At 63.8% G+C, this 19139-nt stretch carries 15 protein-coding genes and 1 other RNA gene; 8 read left to right on the top strand and 8 right to left on the bottom strand.

Annotated features, from left to right (window positions below):
* The first annotated feature begins 2 nt into the window (after window positions 1–2).
* From smc to ffs, 4 genes are all read left to right on the top strand, one after another.
* Window positions 3–3491: a chromosome segregation protein SMC gene (gene smc, locus ACEWE8_RS15850; RefSeq protein ID WP_367903709.1), complete on the top strand. Its 3489-nt coding sequence runs from the start codon at window positions 3–5 to the stop codon at window positions 3489–3491.
* A 204-nt stretch (window positions 3492–3695) separates the two neighbouring features.
* Window positions 3696–4580 carry a cell division protein ZipA gene (gene zipA, locus ACEWE8_RS15845; RefSeq protein WP_039601674.1) on the top strand — a complete coding sequence of 295 codons (885 nt, stop codon included), beginning with the start codon at window positions 3696–3698 and terminating at the stop codon, window positions 4578–4580.
* A 275-nt stretch (window positions 4581–4855) separates the two neighbouring features.
* Window positions 4856–7186 (top strand): NAD-dependent DNA ligase LigA, encoded by a 2331-nt coding sequence (gene ligA / locus ACEWE8_RS15840; RefSeq protein WP_046785302.1) that lies wholly within the window; start codon window positions 4856–4858, stop codon window positions 7184–7186.
* Between the two features lie 227 nt (window positions 7187–7413).
* Window positions 7414–7510, top strand: an RNA gene (gene ffs, locus ACEWE8_RS15835) — signal recognition particle sRNA small type.
* A gap of 36 nt (window positions 7511–7546) precedes the next feature.
* Here the strand turns inward: ffs and ACEWE8_RS15830 are convergent.
* On the bottom strand, window positions 7547–7960 hold the full coding sequence (locus tag ACEWE8_RS15830; RefSeq protein ID WP_046785301.1) for a helix-turn-helix domain-containing protein: 414 nt from the start codon (window positions 7958–7960) through the stop codon (window positions 7547–7549).
* Between the two features lie 82 nt (window positions 7961–8042).
* Here ACEWE8_RS15830 and ACEWE8_RS15825 point away from each other — a divergent pair, with 82 nt between their 5' ends.
* From ACEWE8_RS15825 to recR, 4 genes are all read left to right on the top strand, one after another.
* On the top strand, window positions 8043–8528 hold the full coding sequence (locus ACEWE8_RS15825) for a DUF2938 domain-containing protein (protein ID WP_046785300.1): 486 nt from the start codon (window positions 8043–8045) through the stop codon (window positions 8526–8528).
* A 138-nt stretch (window positions 8529–8666) separates the two neighbouring features.
* Window positions 8667–10736: a DNA polymerase III subunit gamma/tau gene (gene dnaX, locus ACEWE8_RS15820; RefSeq protein WP_046785299.1), complete on the top strand. Its 2070-nt coding sequence runs from the start codon at window positions 8667–8669 to the stop codon at window positions 10734–10736.
* Between the two features lie 63 nt (window positions 10737–10799).
* The gene (locus tag ACEWE8_RS15815; protein ID WP_012315418.1) at window positions 10800–11135 is read left to right on the top strand and encodes a YbaB/EbfC family nucleoid-associated protein; all 336 of its coding nucleotides are present in this window, start codon (window positions 10800–10802) and stop codon (window positions 11133–11135) included.
* A gap of 204 nt (window positions 11136–11339) precedes the next feature.
* Entirely contained in the window at window positions 11340–11942 is a 603-nt protein-coding gene (gene recR, locus ACEWE8_RS15810) for a recombination mediator RecR (protein WP_012315417.1), read from the top strand.
* A 111-nt stretch (window positions 11943–12053) separates the two neighbouring features.
* Here recR and ACEWE8_RS15805 read toward each other — a convergent pair whose 3' ends face one another.
* The 7 genes from ACEWE8_RS15805 to ACEWE8_RS15775 form a co-directional block, all read right to left on the bottom strand.
* Window positions 12054–12602, bottom strand: a complete 549-nt coding sequence (locus ACEWE8_RS15805) for an adenine phosphoribosyltransferase (protein WP_003254303.1) — start codon at window positions 12600–12602, stop codon at window positions 12054–12056.
* A 55-nt stretch (window positions 12603–12657) separates the two neighbouring features.
* Complete coding sequence (gene fnrA, locus ACEWE8_RS15800) at window positions 12658–13392, bottom strand: Crp/Fnr family transcriptional regulator FnrA (protein ID WP_012315416.1); 735 nt, start codon at window positions 13390–13392, stop codon at window positions 12658–12660.
* 185 nt (window positions 13393–13577) lie between these two features.
* On the bottom strand, window positions 13578–14960 hold the full coding sequence (gene hemN / locus ACEWE8_RS15795) for an oxygen-independent coproporphyrinogen III oxidase (RefSeq protein WP_046785298.1): 1383 nt from the start codon (window positions 14958–14960) through the stop codon (window positions 13578–13580).
* A 108-nt stretch (window positions 14961–15068) separates the two neighbouring features.
* Window positions 15069–15752, bottom strand: a complete 684-nt coding sequence (locus tag ACEWE8_RS15790; protein ID WP_046785297.1) for a sulfite exporter TauE/SafE family protein — start codon at window positions 15750–15752, stop codon at window positions 15069–15071.
* Entirely contained in the window at window positions 15745–15957 is a 213-nt protein-coding gene (ccoS, locus tag ACEWE8_RS15785; protein ID WP_046785296.1) for a cbb3-type cytochrome oxidase assembly protein CcoS, read from the bottom strand. Before ccoS ends, ACEWE8_RS15790 begins: the two co-directional genes overlap by 8 nt.
* 13 nt (window positions 15958–15970) lie before the next feature.
* Window positions 15971–18415, bottom strand: coding sequence for a heavy metal translocating P-type ATPase (locus ACEWE8_RS15780; protein ID WP_046785295.1), 2445 nt, complete (start codon window positions 18413–18415; stop codon window positions 15971–15973).
* Window positions 18416–18603: 188 nt separating this feature from the next.
* The gene (locus ACEWE8_RS15775; protein ID WP_046785426.1) at window positions 18604–19131 is read right to left on the bottom strand and encodes a FixH family protein; all 528 of its coding nucleotides are present in this window, start codon (window positions 19129–19131) and stop codon (window positions 18604–18606) included.
* Between the last annotated feature and the right edge of the window lie 8 nt (window positions 19132–19139).

Below are 19139 nucleotides of genomic sequence, written 5' to 3'. Positions count from 1 at the left end.
CGATGCGCCTGAAGTGCATTCGCCTGGCCGGGTTCAAGTCGTTCGTCGACCCGACCACCGTCAACTTCCCCAGCAACATGGCGGCCGTGGTCGGGCCCAATGGCTGCGGCAAGTCCAACATCATCGATGCGGTGCGCTGGGTGATGGGCGAAAGCTCGGCGAAGAACCTGCGTGGCGAGTCGATGACCGATGTCATCTTCAACGGCTCCACCAGCCGCAAACCGGTCAGCCAGGCCAGCATCGAGCTGATCTTCGACAACAGCGAGACCACGCTGCTGGGCGAATATGCCGCCTATGCGGAAATCTCCATCCGCCGCAAGGTCACCCGTGACGGGCAGAACACCTATTACCTGAACGGCACCAAATGCCGCCGCCGCGACATCACCGACATCTTCCTCGGCACTGGCCTGGGCCCGCGCAGCTACTCGATCATCGAACAGGGCATGATCTCCAAGCTGATCGAGGCCAAGCCCGAGGAGCTGCGCAACTTCATCGAAGAGGCGGCGGGCATCTCCAAGTACAAGGAGCGCCGCCGCGAGACCGAAAGCCGTATCCGACGCACCCAGGAGAACCTGGCGCGCCTGACCGACCTGCGCGATGAGCTCGAGCGCCAGCTCGAACGCCTGCACCGCCAGGCGCAGGCCGCTGAGAAATACCGTGAGTACAAGGCCCAGGAACGGCAGCTCAAAGCACGCTTGGCGGCGCTGCGCTGGCGTGACCTGGATGAACGCGTACGCCAGCGCGAGTCGGTGATTGGCGATCAAGATGTGGCCCATGAGGCGCTGGTTGCCGAACAGCGCAATGCCGATGCGAGCATCGAGCGGCTGCGTGACGGCCATCACGAACTGTCTGAGCGCTTCAACCAGGTGCAGGGGCGCTTCTATTCGGTGGCCGGTGACATTGCCCGGGTCGAGCAGAGCATTCAGCACGGCCAGCAGCGCCTGCGCCAATTGCAGGACGACCTGAAGGAAGCTGAGCGCACGCGCCAGGAAACCGAGTCGCACCTGGGGCATGACCGCACCCTGCTGGCGACTCTCGGTGAAGAGCTGGCGATGCTCGAACCGGAGCAGGAAATGACCTTGGCCGCAGCCGAAGAGGCTGCCGCTGTCCTCGAAGAGGCCGAGTTGGGCATGCATGGCTGGCAGGAGCAGTGGGACAGCTTCAACACCCGCTCCGCCGAGCCCCGGCGCCAGGTCGAAGTGCAGCAGTCGCGCCTGCAGCAACTTGAAGCCAGCCTGGAGCGCATGGCCGAGCGCCAGCGCAAGTTGGGCGAGGAGCGCGACCAGTTGGGCGCTGACCCGCAGGACAGCGCCATGCTTGAGCTGGCCGAGCAGCTGGCTGCCAGCGAGATATTGCTTGAAGAGCTGCAGCTGTCCGAAGAGCAGGTGGTCGAGCGCCTGGAGGGCGTACGCGCGCAATTGCAGCAGGCGACCCAGGCTCAGCAGCAACAGCAAGGCGACTTGCAGCGCCTGGGGGGCCGTCTGGCATCCCTGGAGGCATTGCAACAGGCCGCGCTCGAACCTGGGGCTGGTGCTGCCGACTGGCTTCGCGGTCAAGGCCTGGAGCAGCGGCCGCGCCTGGCACAAGGGCTGCGTGTGGAGCCGGGTTGGGAGCTGGCGGTGGAAACCGTGTTGGGCGCTGACCTGCAGGCCGTGCTGGTGGAGGACTTCACTGGCCTGGATTTTGCCGAGCTGGAGCAAGGCGAGCTGCGTCTGTTGGTGGCGGGGCAGGAAGGTGCACGCCGGCCCGGCAGCTTGCTCGACAAAGTCGAGGGGCACACCGACCTGGCCCCTTGGCTGGCCCAGGTCCGGCCAGTTGAAGACCTGGCTCAAGCCCTCGCTGAACGCGCCGGGCTTGGCGAAGGCCAGAGCCTGGTCAGCCGCGATGGTTATTGGGTTGGTCGGCATTTTTTACGCGTCAGCCGGGGGGGCGAATCCCAGGGTGGGGTGCTGGCGCGGGGCCAGGAAATCGAGCGCCTCGGCCAGGAGCAGCTGGAGCTGGAAGCTACGCTGGAGCAGATGGAGCAACAGCTGCAAGCCTTGCGTGAGCAGCAACTGGGCCTGGAGGAGCAGCGCGAGCAGCTACGCCGTCGCACCCAAGAAGAGAGCCGCCAGCATGGCGAGCTCAAGGCCAGCCTTTCGGCAGGCCGGGCCCGTGCCGAACAGGTGGAGCTGCGTCGGCGCCGGCTGCAGGAAGAATTGAGCGAACTTCAGGAGCAGCGCGCTCTGGAGCATGAGCAGCTGGGCGAAGCCCGCCTTGTGCTGCAAGAGGCCCTGGACCTGATGGCCCAGGACACCGAGCAACGCGAACAGTTGATGGCCCGCCGCGATACCCTGCGCGAAGGCCTTGACCGGATCCGCCAGGAAGCTCGCCAGCACAAGGATCACGCCCACCAGTTGGCTGTGCGCCTGGGATCACTGCGCGCCCAGCACGACTCGACCCGCCAGGCACTGGAACGCCTGGAGCTGCAGGCGGCACGCCTGAGCGAGCGGCAGGAGCAGCTGAGCCTGAACCTGGAGGAGGGCGAGGCGCCGCTGGAAGAGCTGCGCCTGAAGCTGGAAGAACTGTTGGAGCGGCGCATGAGCGTCGACGAAGAAATGCGCCAGGCGCGTCTGCACATGGACGAAGCCGATCGCGCCCTGCGCGACGCCGAAAAGCGCCGCACCCAGGCCGAGCAGCAGGCGCAGTTGCTGCGTGGCCAGCTCGAGCAGATGCGCCTGGAGTGCCAGGGGCTGGATGTGCGGCGCAAGACCTTGCAGGAGCAATTGCTGGCTGACGGCTACGATTTGCAGGGTGTGCTTGCCACCGTAGAGGCCGAGGCCAGCGAACAGGGTACCGAGCAGGAGCTGGAACAGATCGACGCCCGTATTCAGCGCCTGGGCGCGATCAACCTGGCCGCGATCGAGGAGTACGAACAACAGTCCGAGCGCAAGCGCTACCTTGATGCCCAGGACGCCGATCTGGTCGAGGCGCTGGAGACGCTTGAAAACGTCATCCGCAAGATCGACAAGGAAACCCGCAACCGCTTCAAGGATACCTTTGATCAGATAAATGCCGGATTACAGGCACTTTTCCCAAAAGTTTTCGGTGGTGGCAGCGCTTATCTGGAACTGACGGGCGAAGATCTACTCGATACAGGGGTGACGATCATGGCGCGCCCACCGGGCAAGAAGAACAGCACCATCCATTTGCTGTCCGGGGGCGAGAAGGCACTGACCGCATTGGCGCTGGTGTTTGCCATCTTCAAGTTGAACCCCGCACCGTTCTGCATGCTCGACGAGGTCGATGCGCCGCTGGACGATGCCAACGTCGGCCGGTATGCCCGGTTGGTCAAGGAAATGAGTGAAAGCGTGCAGTTCATCTACATCACCCATAACAAGATTGCCATGGAGATGGCGGATCAATTGATGGGGGTAACCATGCATGAGCCTGGGTGTTCACGTCTTGTTGCAGTGGATGTGGAGGAGGCATTGGCCATGGTCGACGCCTGATGAGCGAAGAGAAGGCGGATTGTGCAGGTAAATGCCCCCGCCATGTGCGACAGACGGTGTAAAGTTGTCTTTGGTCGTGCTAGCTTAATGTCACTCGTTTTTTGCGTGGGTAAAACGCCTGTCAGAACATAGAGTTGGCGCCACGTGTTAAAGGGCTTTGAAGCCTTTGTTTTCAAGCATATTTTTATAGAGGCACGGGATTACATGGAAATCGGTCTGCGCGAGTGGCTGATCCTCATCGGCATCATTGTCATCGCCGGTATTCTTTTCGACGGCTGGCGCCGTATGCGCGGCGGAAAAGGCAAGTTGAAATTCCGTCTGGATCGCAGTTATTCCAACCTCCCGGACGAGGAAGGCAGCGCTGAGGTGCTCGGCCCGTCGCGGGTGCTCGATACCCAGAAGGAACCGGAGCTGGACGAAAGCGACCTGCCGTCGCTCAGTGCGCCGGCGCGTGAACGCGAGCGCGAGCAGAAACCGGCCAAGGCCAGCAAGCGTGGCAAACGTGCCGCTGAACTGCAGCCGCAGGGCGACCTGGACCTGGTGGCCGAGCAGCGCGAGCCCGACCTGTTCGCCGATGCCGATGACGATTTTGCTGGCGACAACAACCGCAACAGTGGTTTTGCTGATGCGGGCAGTGCTGCCAAGGAGCTGCCGCCGGTCGAAGAGGTGCTGGTGATCAGCGTGATCTCCCGCGACGAAGGTGGCTTCAAGGGCCCGGCGCTGCTGCAGAACATTCTTGAAAGCGGTTTGCGCTTCGGTGAAATGGACATTTTCCACCGTCACGAAAGCATGGCCGGTCACGGCGAAGTCCTCTTCTCCATGGCCAACGCGGTCAAACCCGGCATTTTCGACCTGGATGACATCGACCACTTCAGCACCCGTGCGGTGAGCTTCTTCCTCGGGTTGCCAGGGCCGCGTCATCCGAAACAGGCCTTCGATGTGATGGTCGCTGCGGCGCGCAAGCTGGCCCACGAGCTCAATGGCGAGCTCAAGGATGACCAGCGCAGCGTGCTCACCGCCCAGACCATCGAGCATTACCGCCAGCGCATCGTCGAGTTCGAGCGCCGCGCGCTGACCCAGAAACGCTGATGTCATTGAGCGAGCGGACCATGCCCTGGTCTTGCTCGCTTCGTTTCAAGCGCAAGAGCAGCCTGGGGCTAATGCCAGTCAGTTAGCGTTACCAGGGCTGCTTCGCAGCCCATCGCCGGCAAGCCGGCTCCCACAGATACCATGCAGTTCTTGAGGTCTGCGCTGTGCCTGTGGGAGCTGGCTTGCCGGCGATGGCCGCAAAGCGGCCCCAAATCGTTTAACTGACTGGCATTGAGCCTAGGGCTGCTCTTTTGCTTTGCAAGAGAACCTGAAGAATGAACGCCGAATCCCGAATCCACGCACTGCGCGCCGAACTCGACCAGCACAACTACCGCTACTACGTACTCGACGAGCCCAGCGTGCCGGACGCCGAGTACGACCGCCTGTTCAACGAGCTCAAGGCTCTCGAAGCCGAACATCCTCACCTGATCACTCCCGACTCGCCCACTCAACGCGTCGGCGGTGCTGCCCTGGCCGCGTTCAGCCAGGTGCGCCACGAAGTGCCCATGCTCAGCCTGGGCAACGCCTTCGAGGAAGCCGACCTGCGTGAGTTCGGCCGCCGTGTGGTGGAAGGCCTTGACCAGCCGGGCGCGGTCGACTACAGCTGCGAGCCCAAGCTCGATGGCCTGGCGGTAAGCCTGCTCTATCGCGATGGCCAACTGGTCCAGGGCGCGACCCGGGGTGACGGCACCACCGGCGAAGACATCAGCGCGAACGTGCGTACCGTGCGCAACATCCCGCTCAAGCTGCAGGGCAAAGGTTGGCCGGCTGTGCTCGAAGTGCGTGGTGAAGTGTTCATGAGCAAGGCGGGTTTCGATCGCCTCAATGCCGCACAGGCCGAAGCCGGGGGCAAGACTTTCGCCAACCCGCGCAACGCAGCTGCCGGCAGCCTGCGCCAGTTGGACTCGAAGATCACCGCCAGCCGCCCGCTGGAATTCTGCTGCTATGGCGTTGGCCAGGTCTCGGCAAGCATTGGCGAGAGCCATATCGGTATCCTCGAGCAGCTCAAGGCATGGGGCTTGCCGATCAGTCGCGAGCTCAGGCATGCGGCTGGTATCGAGGAGTGCCTGGCTTACTACCGCGATATCGGCGAGCGGCGCAACAGCCTGCCGTACGAAATCGATGGGGTGGTGTTCAAGGTCAACAGCCTGGCCTCCCAGCGCGAGCTGGGCTTTCGCGCCCGCGAGCCGCGTTGGGCCATCGCCCATAAGTTCCCGGCCATGGAAGAGCTCACCGAGGTGCTGGATGTGGAATTCCAGGTCGGGCGTACCGGTGCGGTCACGCCGGTTGCACGCCTCAAGCCGGTCAAGGTGGCTGGCGTGACCGTGTCCAACGCCACCCTGCACAACATGGACGAGATTGCCCGGCTGGGCCTGCGCATCGGCGATACGGTAATTATCCGCCGTGCCGGTGACGTGATCCCGCAAGTCATGCAGGTGGTGCTTGAACGCCGTCCTGAGGACGCCCGCCCGGTGCAGGTGCCAAGCGCGTGCCCGGTGTGTGGCTCCCAGGTTGAGCGTACTCAGCTGGTCAAGCGTAGCAAGGGCAAGGAAACCACCAGCGAAGGTGCAGTGTACCGTTGTGTCGGCCGCCTGGCCTGTGGTGCCCAGCTCAAACAGGCGATCATTCACTATGTTTCGCGGCGAGCCATGGATATCGACGGCCTGGGCGAGAAGAGCGTCGAGCAGTTGGTGGACGAAGGCCTGATCGGTTCGCCGGCGGACCTCTACAAGCTGCAATTCGACCAGATCGTCGGGCTGGAGGGGTTTGCCGAAGTCTCCAGCAAGAAACTGCTGGATGCCATCGAGGCCAGCAAGCGCCCGAGCCTGGCGCGCTTCATCTATGCCCTGGGCATCCCGGATGTGGGGGAGGAGACCGCCAAGGTACTGGCCCGCTCGCTGGGCAGCCTGGCCCGGGTGCAGCAGGCGTTGCCGCAGGTGCTGACGTACCTGCCGGACATTGGTCTGGAAGTGGCCTACGAGATTCACAACTTCTTTGAAGACGAACACAACTGCAAGGTCATCGAACAGTTGCTCGGTTGCGGCATGCAATTGCAGGACGAAGGTGAGCTGGCTGCCGAATTCGCTGCCAGCACTACCCTGGCCGGGATGATCGCCAAGCTCGACATCGCTTCGGTCGGGCCCACGGGCGCGGAAAAGCTGGTCGCCAAGCTGGACAGCCTGGACAAGATCATCGCGGCCGACGGCATCGACCTGCGTCAGGCGCTGGCAGCGAAACAGGCCGAAGCCGTGCGCGAATTTTTCAAGGACGAGGCCAACCAGAAGCTGGCCAGAGACATCGAAGCCCAGTTGCTGGCGTTCGGCATGCACTGGAACAGCGAAAAGAAGGTCGCCGAGGGCTTGCCCCTGGCTGGCCAGACCTGGGTGCTGACCGGCACGTTGGAGCGCATGAGCCGCGACATCGCCAAAGAGAAGCTGGAAAGCCTGGGGGCCAAGGTGGCCGGTTCGGTGTCGGGCAAGACACACTGCGTGGTCGCTGGCCCTGGCGCCGGTTCCAAGTTGGCCAAGGCCAGTGAGCTGGGGGTCAAGGTGCTGGATGAGGATGCGTTCGTTGTGTTCCTGGGCGAGCAGGGTATTGCCATCTGATTGTCCTGGCCCCATCGCCTGCAAGCCGGCCGCAGGTATTGTGTCGCTCTCAGGCTTGGTGCGGCCCCTGTGGGGCCGGCTTGCCGGCGATGAGGCCGGGCCAGACATCTCGATCTGGACAAGTCATTGAGAAATGATGACTTTTTCTCCGGTTAAAGGTTGTAACTTCGCCCCAGACCGGTACAATGGCGCGGCTCGCTGCTTGGCGAGCCGCGTAGTGGTGGCCCCATCGGTCCCCCCGCATTGATTACCCGTTAACCTGGTCAGGCCCGGAAGGGAGCAGCCATAGCGGGAACATCGAGTGCCGGGGTGTGGCTGGTGGGGCCGCCTCCATTTCTGGGGTTCAAAAACCTCAGCCTGTCACGGTACGGCCTTTCCTCTGGCCCGTTTACCTCGCAGCGCCCCTGCTGCTGACAGCTTCATCAAGCGCTGAAATTTCGGACAGGCCAGGTGGTTTTCCTCTGAGCACTGCGCTGCATGCCGCAGCCCCTTGCCAAGTGCCTGCAAGCGTTTGACCTGTGCATCGATTTCGTCCGCCTTGGCCATCAGCCTCTGCCGATCGACCTGCTGGTCCACCAGCATCGCCCCGACTTCATCGAGGGAAAAACCTGCGGCCTGTCCCAAGGCGATCAGTGCCAGCCTGTCCGCAACATCGGCGGCGAACTGGCGCCGCTGGCCACGCCCGGCAAGTGACTCGAGCAGGCCTTTCTTTTCGTAGTAACGCAGTGTCGACGCAGGGACGCCTGTGCGTTTGGCGACATCGGCAATATCCATTGAGGGGCCTTGACTTGAAGTTGACTTCAACTTCTATGCTGCGTGGCAGGTTGCTTAATGTCAATTTCAGAGGGCTGAATCAATGACGCTTGCCATGCTACAAGCTGCTTTGCTGATCGGGGTCGGTGCTACCGTGATCATGGACCTGTGGGGGATGTTGCTGCGGCGCTTGGGTATCGCCACGCTGAACTTCGCCATGGTGGGGCGTTGGGTAGGGCATCTGCTGCGGGGGCGAGTACGGCATCAGGCAATTGCCAGGGCCGAACCGGTGGCGAACGAGCTGATCTGGGGGTGGTTGATCCATTATGGGATTGGTGTGTTGTTTGCGGTGGTGCTGGTAGGGGTGGCCGGCGAGGGCTGGTTGCGCGCGCCGACGGTGTGGCCTGCATTGGCGTGGGGTGTGGTGACGGTGGCGGCGCCGCTGTGCTTCATGCAGCCATTGATGGGGGCAGGGTTCTTTGCCGCCAGGACGCCGACGCCTTGGCGTAATTGTCTGAAGAGTTTGGTTACGCACTTGGTATTTGGGATTGGGTTGTACTTGAGTGCCGGTTTTATTTCGGCTCTTTGAAGAAAGTGCTCGGGATTACAGGTGTCCCAGGATCGTGCGCCAGTTACTCAGCTTAGGCGAGCCATGCAGGGTGCAATTTCGGCCCCGCTCCGCTAGCATTAGCGATCTTCCGCTCGATCAGGCTACGATGGTTTTTCGATGAGTTATCAGGTTCTTGCACGTAAATGGCGTCCGCGCTCGTTCCGCGAAATGGTCGGCCAGGCCCATGTGCTGAAGGCCTTGATCAATGCCTTGGACAATCAGCGCCTGCACCACGCCTACCTGTTCACCGGTACCCGGGGCGTGGGCAAGACGACCATCGCCCGTATTATCGCCAAGTGCCTGAACTGCGAAACCGGCATCACCTCCACGCCATGTGGCACCTGTTCGGTGTGCCGGGAGATCGATGAAGGCCGTTTCGTCGACCTGATCGAGATCGACGCCGCCAGCCGCACCAAGGTCGAGGACACCCGCGAACTGCTCGACAACGTGCAGTACGCCCCCAGCCGCGGGCGCTTCAAGGTCTACCTGATCGACGAAGTGCACATGCTGTCCACGCACTCGTTCAACGCCTTGCTCAAGACGCTGGAAGAGCCGCCGCCCTACGTCAAGTTCATCCTCGCCACCACCGACCCGCAAAAGCTGCCGGCCACCATCCTGTCGCGCTGCTTGCAGTTCTCGCTGAAGAACATGAGCCCGGAGCGGGTGGTCGAACACCTGAGTCATGTCCTGGAGGCCGAGAACGTTCCGTTCGAGCCTGATGCCCTGTGGCTGCTGGGCCGCGCTGCCGATGGTTCGATGCGTGATGCCATGAGCCTCACCGACCAGGCGATCGCGTTCGGCGAGGGCAGGGTGTTGGCCGCCGATGTGCGGGCCATGCTCGGCAGCCTCGATCACGGCCAGGTCTACGGTGTGCTGCAGGCGCTGCTGGAAGGGGATGCGCGGGCGCTGCTGGAGGCGGTGCGCAACCTCGCCGAGCAGGGGCCGGACTGGAGTGGCGTGCTGGCCGAAATGCTCAATGTGTTGCACCGGGTCGCCATTGCCCAGGCGCTGCCCGAGGCGGTGGACAATGGTCAGGGTGATCGCGACCGAGTGCTGGCGCTGGCGTCGGCCTTGCCTGCCGAAGATGTGCAGTTCTATTACCAGATGGGCCTGATTGGCCGACGCGACCTGCCCTTGGCACCCGACCCGCGGGGCGGTTTCGAAATGGTCCTGCTGCGGATGCTGGCGTTCCGACCGGCCGATAGCGACGATGCGCCGAAACCGGTACTAAAGCCGGTGGGGATCAGCCAGGCCACAGCTGATCCTGCAACCCCGGTGGCAGCGCCCACGGTGGTCCCCGACGCGCCTGTCGTTGCTGCCGCAGCACCCGCTGCAGTGGTTGCGGCCCCGCAAGCCGAGCCTGCGGTTGCCGTCGAGGCAATGTCGGCTGTGCCACCACAACCTGAGCCCAAGGCCGAGCTGGCCGAGCCCGAGCCGGCAGCGGAAGAAGAAGTCATCGACCTGCCCTGGGAGGAGCCTGCTGCCAAACCTGCTCCCGTTGCCGTTGAGCCGGAGCCTGCGCCTGCGCCGGCTGCCGCGCCCCAGCCCCCAGTCGCTGAGCCGCAAGATGCCCAGCCGGCCTATGACGAGCCGCCATTCGATCCGTCTGCCTACGCCTCGGCGGGCATGGAGCGTGATGACGAGCCACCGATGGATGAGGACTACTATGGCGGCGAAAGCGACCCGGTGGGCTTCAGCTATCTGGACGAGCTGGTCGAGCACGTTCAGGAAGAGGCCCCCATCGCTGCGCCCGAGCCGCTGCCGGCCGCCAAGCCCGCCACCGGGCTGGCCCTGCAATGGCTGGAATTATTCCCACAGTTGCCTGTGTCGGGGATGACAGGCAACATCGCCGCAAACTGTACGCTGATGGCTGCAGACGGTGACGACTGGCTGCTGCACCTTGACCCGGGTCAGGGCGCCTTGTTCAACGCCACCCAGCAACGCCGGCTGAATGAAGCGCTCAACCAGCACCTGGGGCGCACCCTGAACCTGCGCATCGAGCTTATCCTGCCCGAGCAGGAAACCCCGGCCCAGGCAGCCTCGCGCAAGCGTGCCGAGCGCCAGCAGGACGCCGTGGCGTCGATCGAGCAGGATCCGTTGATCCAGCAGATGATCAAGCAGTTCGGTGCCACCGTGCGACAGGATACTATTGAACCTGTAGAAGCCCTGGTCAGTCAGGGTCAGTAACGGATAACCATGCGGCCGGCCTGTGGCGGGCTGCATCACACGACCCAATCGAGGTATACCCCCATGATGAAAGGTGGCATGGCCGGCCTGATGAAGCAGGCCCAGCAGATGCAGGAAAAAATGGCCAAGATGCAGGAAGAGCTGGCCAACGCCGAAGTGACGGGCCAGTCTGGTGGCGGCCTGGTCAGCGTGGTGATGACCGGCCGTCATGACGTCAAGCGCGTCAGCATCGATCAAAGCCTGATGTCGACTGAAGAAGACGACAAGGAAGTGCTCGAAGACCTGATTGCTGCTGCACTGAACGATGCCGTACGCAAGGTCGAGCAGAGCAGCCAGGAAAAAATGGGTGGCATGACTGCAGGCATGCAGCTGCCGCCGGGCTTCAAGATGCCGTTCTAAGGCATTTGCAGTTGGAAAGCCGCCGCTGGGTTCCAGGGCGGCTTTTTTTGTGGTGTTGTTTGCAGGTCGTTGCTGATGCTGCCGGGCGCATGCCTGGATGTTCTGGCGGCCTTTGGATCGAGCGCCGCTTGTGATAGGTGAGATTTGACGCTGTCAGGCTGCGCCGGTATAAACCGCCTCTCATAGAATTATCAGGCCTTTCCCATGAGCTTCAGCCCCCTTATCCGCCAACTGATCGACGCCCTGCGCACGCTGCCGGGCGTCGGCCAGAAAACCGCCCAGCGCATGGCCCTGCAGTTGCTGGAACGCGACCGCAGCGGTGGTGTGCGCCTGGCCCAGGCGCTCAGCCTTGCCATGGAAGGGGTTGGCCATTGCCGCCAGTGTCGCACCTTGACCGAGCAGGAGTTGTGCCCGCAATGCGCTGATACACGCCGCGACGATACCCAGCTGTGCGTGGTGGAGGGGCCGATGGATGTGTATGCGGTGGAGCAGACCGGCTATCGCGGTCGCTACTTCGTACTCAAGGGGCATCTGTCGCCGCTTGATGGCCTGGGGCCTGATGCTATTGGCGTGCCGCAGCTGATGGCGCGAATCGAAGAGCAGGGCAGCTTTACCGAGGTGATCCTGGCCACCAACCCGACCGTGGAAGGGGAGGCGACAGCACATTACATCGCGCAGTTGCTGGCCGAGAAGGGGCTGGTAGCCTCGCGGATTGCCCACGGCGTGCCGCTGGGCGGCGAGCTGGAACTGGTCGATGGCGGCACCCTGGCGCATGCCTTCGCGGGGCGTAAGCCGATTTCCCTTTGATTTGAATTGCTGGGGCCGCTGTGCGGCCCTTTCGCGACACAAGGCCGTACGCGGTCCCCTGTAGGGGCGGCCTTGTGTCGCGAAAGGGGTGCAAGGCACCCCAAGAATCACTCAGTACTCGCTCAGCGAAAACTCGGTCAGGCAGAAGGTCGGCACACCTGCCGCCTGCAGTCGGCGCGAACCGTCCAGCTCAGGCAGGTCGATGATCGCCGCCGCCTCGAACACCTGAGCACCGGTGCGGCGCACCAGGTTGGCTGCGGCCAGCAGGGTGCCGCCGGTGGCGATCAGGTCATCGAAGATCAGCACCGAATCGCCTTCGCACAGGCTGTCGGCATGCACTTCCAGGAAGGCTTCACCGTACTCGGTCTGGTAACCCTCCGACAGCACGTCAGCCGGCAGTTTGCCTTGCTTGCGGAACAGGATCAGCGGCTTGTTCAACTGGTGGGCGATGATCGAGCCGATCAGAAAGCCCCGGGCATCCATGGCGCCGATGTGGCTGAACTCCGCCTCGACATAACGTTCGATGAACTGGTCGGCGACATAACGCAGCCCGCGTGGCGACTGGAACAGCGGGGTGATGTCGCGGAAGATCACACCCGGCTTGGGGAAGTCCACTACCGGGCGGATCAGGGCTTTGAGGTCGAAGGCTTCGCTGTGCATTGTTGCAGGTATCCTGAAAAACGAATGCGCCAGTATACCTTTTTCAAGCAGGCTTTCAGGCCTCCATCGCACCACCGGCCAGCGCACACAGCTGGATCGGGTCGAGGATGTGCACTTCCTTGCCCTCGGCACGCAGCAGGCCGTTCTGCTGGAAGCGGGTGAACACCCGCGACACGGTTTCAACGGCCAGGCCCAGGTAATTGCCGATTTCGTTGCGCGACATGCTCAGGCGGAACTGGTTGGCCGAATAGCCGCGGGCGCGGAAGCGTGCCGACAGGTTGACCAGGAAGGTGGCAATGCGCTCATCGGCGGTCTTTTTCGACAGCAGCAGCATCATTTGCTGATCGTCGCGGATTTCACGGCTCATCACCCGCATCAGCTGGCGGCGCAGCTGCGGTAGCTGCACAGACAGCTCATCAAGGCGCTCGAACGGGATTTCACACACCGAGGTGGTTTCCTGCGCCTGGGCCGAGACCGGGTAGGCTTCAGTGTCCATGCCGGACAGGCCGACCAGTTCGCTGGGCAGGTGGAAGCCGGTGATCTGCTCCTCGCCGCTGTCGCTCAGGCTGAACGTCTTGAGGGCGCCGGAACGTACGGCGTAAACCGAGCCGAAATTGTCACCCTGGCGGAACAGGAACTCGCCCTTTTTCAGCGGGCGTCCGCGTTTGACGATTTCATCCAGTGCATCCATGTCTTCCAGGTTGAGCGAAAGAGGCAGGCACAGGGGGGCCAGGCTGCAATCCTTGCAATGGGCCTGGCCGTGGGCGCGCAGTTTGACTGGCTCGGACATTTGAATCGATCCTTGTGGGAAAGCACACATAAGTCGTAAGGGTAACCTACGGCATAGGGTGTAGGCCAGTGTGCGCGAGGATGATGCGCCTTGGCCGAACCCCAGCTGCATCATGCCGGGGGTCCGTTCTTGCCCATAGTGTGCCTGGCAAGCGGGCTTGTCCACACGGTCAACGATTCGCTTGGCTAGATCACCCGCGAGAATCGCTGACGGTCGTGCATCGCCAGATACGCGTCGAACACCATGCATACCGAGCGGGCCAGCAGGCGCCCGGCCGGCAGGATGCGGATACCCTTTTCGTCGAGGCGGATCAGGCCGTCCCTTTGCATGTTCAGCAGCGCTGGCCAAAGATCGTTGAAATAGCCCCGAAAATCGATGGTGAAGGCGCTTTCGATCGGCTCGAAGTCGAGCTCGAAGTGGCAGATCAGTTGCTGGATCACTGCCCGTCGCAGGCGGTCATCGTGATTGCACAGCAGGCCGCGCTGGGTTGCCAGCTGGGAGCCGGATAGCGTGTCCTGATAAGTGTTGAGGTCGCTGCTGTTCTGGCAGTACAGGTCGCCGATCTGGCTGATTGCCGAAACCCCCAGGCCGATCAGGTCGCAGTGGCCGTGGGTGGTGTAGCCCTGGAAGTTGCGCTGCAGGGTACCTTCTTCCTGGGCGACGGCCAGCTCGTCGTCGGGCAGGGCGAAGTGGTCCATGCCGATGTAGCGATAGCCGGCGGCGGTGAGCTGCTCGATGGTGGCCCGGAGCATCTCCAGCTTGGCTGCCGGGGCCGGCAGGTCGTTGCTGTCGATACGCCGTTGCGGCATGAAGCGCTCGGGCAGGTGGGCGTAGTTGAAGACCGAGAGGCGATCGGGCTGCAGGCGGATCACCTCCTCGACGGTGCGGGCGAAGCCTTCCGGGGTCTGCTTGGGCAGGCCGTAGATCAGGTCCAGGTTGACCGAGCGGAACTGCAAGGTACGCGCCGCTTCGATCAGGGTGCGCGTCTGCTCTAGGCTCTGCAGGCGGTTGATCGCGCGCTGCACTGCGGGGTCCAGGTCCTGCACGCCGAGGCTCACGCGGTTGAAGCCCAGTTCACGCAATAAGCCCATGGTCGACCAGTCGGCCTCGCGCGGGTCCAGTTCGATGCCGTAGTCGCCGGAATCATCGTCTAGCAGGTTGAAGTGCTGGCGCAGGGTGGCCATCAGCTGGCGCAGTTCCACATGGCTGAGGAAGGTCGGCGTGCCGCCGCCCAGATGCAACTGTTCAACACGCTGTTTAGGGTCCAGGTGGCAGGCGATCAGCTGGATTTCCTGCTCCAGGCGCTGCAGGTAGGGTGCGGCTCGGCCACGGTCCTTGGTGATCACCTTGTTGCAGGCGCAGTAGTAGCAGATGTTGGCGCAGAACGGCACGTGTACGTACACAGACAGCGGGCGCACGGCCCGGCGGCTTTCGCGCAGGGCGTGGAGCAGGTCGAACGAGCCGACTTCGCTGTGCAGTTGCACCGCGGTCGGGTAGGAGGTGTAGCGCGGGCCGGCCAGATCGTAGCGGCGGATCAGGTCGGCATCCCAGCGTAGATCTTCGAGCATGTGGGCGGTCCCCGGAATGAGCAGCAGTGCCCCGGAGTCTATGGTCGTCTGTAGGAATCTGTGTTGATTTGTATCAAGAGCTAGGGGGCCGCTGCGCAGCAGCGCCTGTCAGTGCCCCATCAGCCAATGCTGGTGCGGCCCCGGCAGTGTCCACAGGCCGAACAGGATGACCAGCAGTCCTCCTGCCATGCGCACGCTACGCCGCCGCAACAGGCTGTTGACCCGCTCCGCCGCCAGCCCTGTGGCCAGCAGCACAGGCCAGGTACCCAGCCCGAACGCCAGCATCAGCGCCGCGCTATACCCCGCGTTGCCCTGGCTGGCCGCCCACAGCAAGGTGCTGTAAACCAGCCCGCATGGCAGCCAGCCCCACAGCGCGCCAAGCAGCAGGGCCCGGGGCAGGCTGGAGACCGGCAACAGGCGCGAGGCCACTGGCTGGATATGCCGCCAAAGCCCTCTACCCAGTGCTTCGATGCGTGTCAGCCCGCTCCACCAGCCGGCCAGGTACAAGCCCATGGCGATCAGCAGCAACGCGGCCACCACCCGCAGTGCCAGGGCGGCAGGGCTGCTGGCTACCGCCCAGCCGGCCAGGCCCAGCAGCAGGCCGGCGCAGGCATAACTGAGGACCCGCCCAAGGTTGTACGCCAGCAGCAGGCGCAGGCGCCGGCCCCGTTGCTCCGGCGGGATCGCCAGAGTCAATGCGCCCATCAGGCCGCCGCACATGCCCAGGCAGTGGCCGCCGCCGAGCAGGCCGAGGACCAGCGCGGAGCCGAGCAGGGGAAGCAGGTCAGGCACGGGGTGGTTGGTCCTTGTCTTGCGGCTCGTCGGGCTCTTGTTTGACAGCAGCCTGGTGGCGTGGGTCCTGGTCGTCGAACAGGATGCTGTGGGCAGGGCTTTCAAGGTCGTCGTACTGGCCGCTGTCCACCGCCCAGAAAAAGATGTACACGGCGACGCCGACGAGCAGCAGGGCGGCCGGGATCATGACATAGAGGGCTGGCATGGGCGGCTCCTGATCAGGCAATGGCAGGTTGTGGGGCGCTGGCGGTGGCCGCCACGCCCGGCAGCCGGGTCAGGCGCAGGGCATTGAGGACCACGATCAGCGAGCTGACCGACATGCCGACGGCGGCCCATACCGGGGTGATCCAGCCGAGCGCGGCAAACGGCAGCATGAGGCCATTATACAGGGTCGCCCAAAGCAGGTTCTCGAGGATGTTGCGGCGGGTGCGGCGGGCCAGGTCGAAGGCATGTACCAGCGCTTGCAGGCGGTTGCTCAACAGCACTGCATCGGCACTGGTCTTGGCAAGGTCGGTGGCACTGCCCATGGCAATGCTGATATCGGCGGCGGCCAGCACCGGCACATCGTTGACCCCGTCACCCAGCATCAGCACCTTGCGTCCTGAAGCCTGCAGAGCCTTGAGCCGGTCCAGCTTGTCGTCCGGGCGCAGGCCGCCGATGGCCTGATCGATACCCAGTTGGGCGGCTACTTCGGCGACCATGGGCGAGCTGTCGCCCGACAGCAGCAGGGTGCGCCAGCCACGCGCCTTGCAGGCCGCCAGCAGGGCAGGGGCGTCCTCGCGCAGGCGGTCGTCCAGGCCGAACCAGGCCAGCGGGCCTTGGCGATCACCCAGCAGCAGCCATTGGCCGCGGGGCTCCGGGACAGTCGGGATTTCGGCGCCGCTGAGGGCGCAAACGAACGTGGGCTGGCCGATGCGCAGGCGTTGCCCGCCGACCAGCCCTTCCAGGCCCAGCCCAGGTACCGTTTGCACATCCTCCGCAGGCTCGGCATTGCGACCGAAGGCGCGGGCGATGGGGTGCTCGGAGCGGTTTTCCAGGGCGGCGGCAAGGGCCAGGCAGCGGTCGGCGGCCACCGCGCCCAGCGGGCGAATGCTGCGCAGCGTCAGGCGGCCCTCGGTGAGCGTGCCGGTTTTGTCGAAAATGACCGTGTCGATCTGGTTGAGGCCTTCCAGTACATGGCCGCGGGTGACCAGCAGGCCGAGCTTGTGCAGCGTACCGGTGGCGGCGGTCAGTGCAGTAGGGGTGGCGAGCGAGAGCGCGCATGGGCAGGTGGCTACCAGCATGGCCAGGACAATCCAGAACGCCCGTGTCGGGTCCAGGTGCCACCACCACAGGCCTATGACGATGGCGGCCACCAGCGTGAACAGCAGGAACCATTGCGATGCACGGTCGGCAATCTGCGCCAGGCGTGGCTTTTCCGTCTGCGCGCGTTCCAGCAGGCGGACGATGGCCGACAGTCGCGACTCCTGGCCAAGGGCTTCGATTTCTACGTTCAGCGTGCTTTCGACATTCAGGGTGCCGCCGGTGACCCGGTCGCCGGCCCGCCGCGGTTGCGGCAGGTACTCACCGGTCAGCAGCGACTCGTCGACGCTGGAGCGGCCTTCGACAATGCGCCCGTCAGCCGGGATCACTGCGCCGGGCAACACCTGCACGGTGTCGCCGCGTTGCAGTTCGCTGAGCAGGATGCGCTCGCTGCGGCCAAGGCTGTCCAGGCGCAGGCAAGAGGCCGGTAGCAGGTTGACCAGTTGCGCGGTGGCCGCTGCCGTACGCTCGCGGGCGCGGCGTTCAAGGTAGCGGCCGGTGAGCAGAAACAGTGCGAACATGCCCACGGTGTCGAAATACAGTTCGCCACTGCCGGTGATGGCCGTCCAGATCCCGGCACCAAAGGCCAGGGCGATGGCCAGCGATACCGACACGTCCATGGTCAGGTGGCGAGTGCGCAGGTCGCGTGCGGCCCCTTTGAAGAAGGGCGCGCAGCTGTAGAACACGATCGGGATGGTGAGAAACAGCGCCACCCAGCGCAGGATGGTGTGCAGCTCGGGCGACAGGTCGATGTTGAATTCCGGCCAGGTGGCCATGGTCGCCATCATCGCCTGGAACCACAGCAGCCCGGCAACGCCCAGCCTGCGCAGGGCGCTGCGGTTTTCGCGGGCCAGTTGCTCGGCGGCCTGGTCTGGCTGGTAGGGGTGGGCGGCGTAGCCGATCTGGCGCAGCTCGGCCAACAATCGCGAGAGCGGCAGCCGTTGGTCTTCCCAACTGAGCAGCAGGCGATGGTTGGACAGGTTAAGACGTGCGTCGGCCACGCCGGGCAGGTTGCGCAAGTGCTTTTCGATCAACCAGCCGCAGGCGGCGCAGCTGATGCCTTCGACCAGCAGGGTGGTTTCGGCCAGCTCGCCCTGGTGGCGGACGAAGGTCTGTTGCACGTCGCTGCGGTCGTACAGGGCCAGTTCGTCCTGCAACTGCTTGGGCAGGGCTTCGGGGTTGGCGCTATTGTCGCTGCGGTGCTGGTAGTAGTGTTCCAGCCCGCCGGCGACGATCGACTCGGCCACTGCCTGGCAGCCGGGACAGCAGAACTGCCGGGGCTGGCCGAGGACCACGGCGGTGAAGCGGCTGCCCGGGGGGACGGGCAGGGCGCAGTGGTAGCAGGGGGTGGGCTGGGTCATCACATCATTGCCTTACATATATCGGCTGGCCGGCGCGTTCCCCTGTAGGAGCGGCCTTGTGTCGCGAAAGGGGCGCGAAGCGGCCCCAAATTTTGAGCTTCGCAGCATAGATTGCTCAGCTTGGCAGCATAGGTTGCTGGGGCCGCTTCGCGCCCCTTTCCGACCGGTCCGGCGCCCCGGCAAGGCCGCTACAAGTGTTCAGCGCCCTGGATGGCTTCATCGCCCAACTGCAAGGTCACACCATGCGCCACTTTTTCCTCCTCGAACAAGCGCCACACCTGGCCGCTTTCGCTACCCAGCAGCTCGACAAAGCGGCGCCCGTCCACCTTGTCTTCCAGTTGCCCCACATAGCGCCCTGCCTCGACCCGGCTCAGCAGCACCTTACGGTCCTTCTCTGGCTGGGTAGGTGAAATCAGGTTCAGCTCCAGGCTCTGCGGGTCGCTGCTGCCGGCCAGGCGCAGGTCCACTTCGCCCGTCAGCTCGTCCAGGTGCACGCTGGCCTTCAAACCCAGGTTCTGCGCCAGCAATTCACGGTCCAGCGAGCGGTTGATGCCTTTGCCAGCCTCGTAGTAGTTGTCGTTGACCAGGTTGTCGGGGTTGTTCACGGCGATGCTGACCATGGTCAGGCTCAGGCACACCGAGGTAGTGAGGATGCCGATGATGATCCAGGGCCAGAGGTGCTTGTACCAAGGGCTGGTGGCGGTGGCGGCAGGCATGGTTCGCA

Origin of the sequence: Pseudomonas sp. TR47 (assembly GCF_044143025.1) — a bacterium.
Taxonomy (GTDB): Bacteria; Pseudomonadota; Gammaproteobacteria; order Pseudomonadales; family Pseudomonadaceae; genus Aquipseudomonas; species Aquipseudomonas putida_E.
The sequence above is the reverse complement of the archived record's forward strand: the minus strand, read 5'-3'. Positions and strand labels throughout refer to the sequence as shown.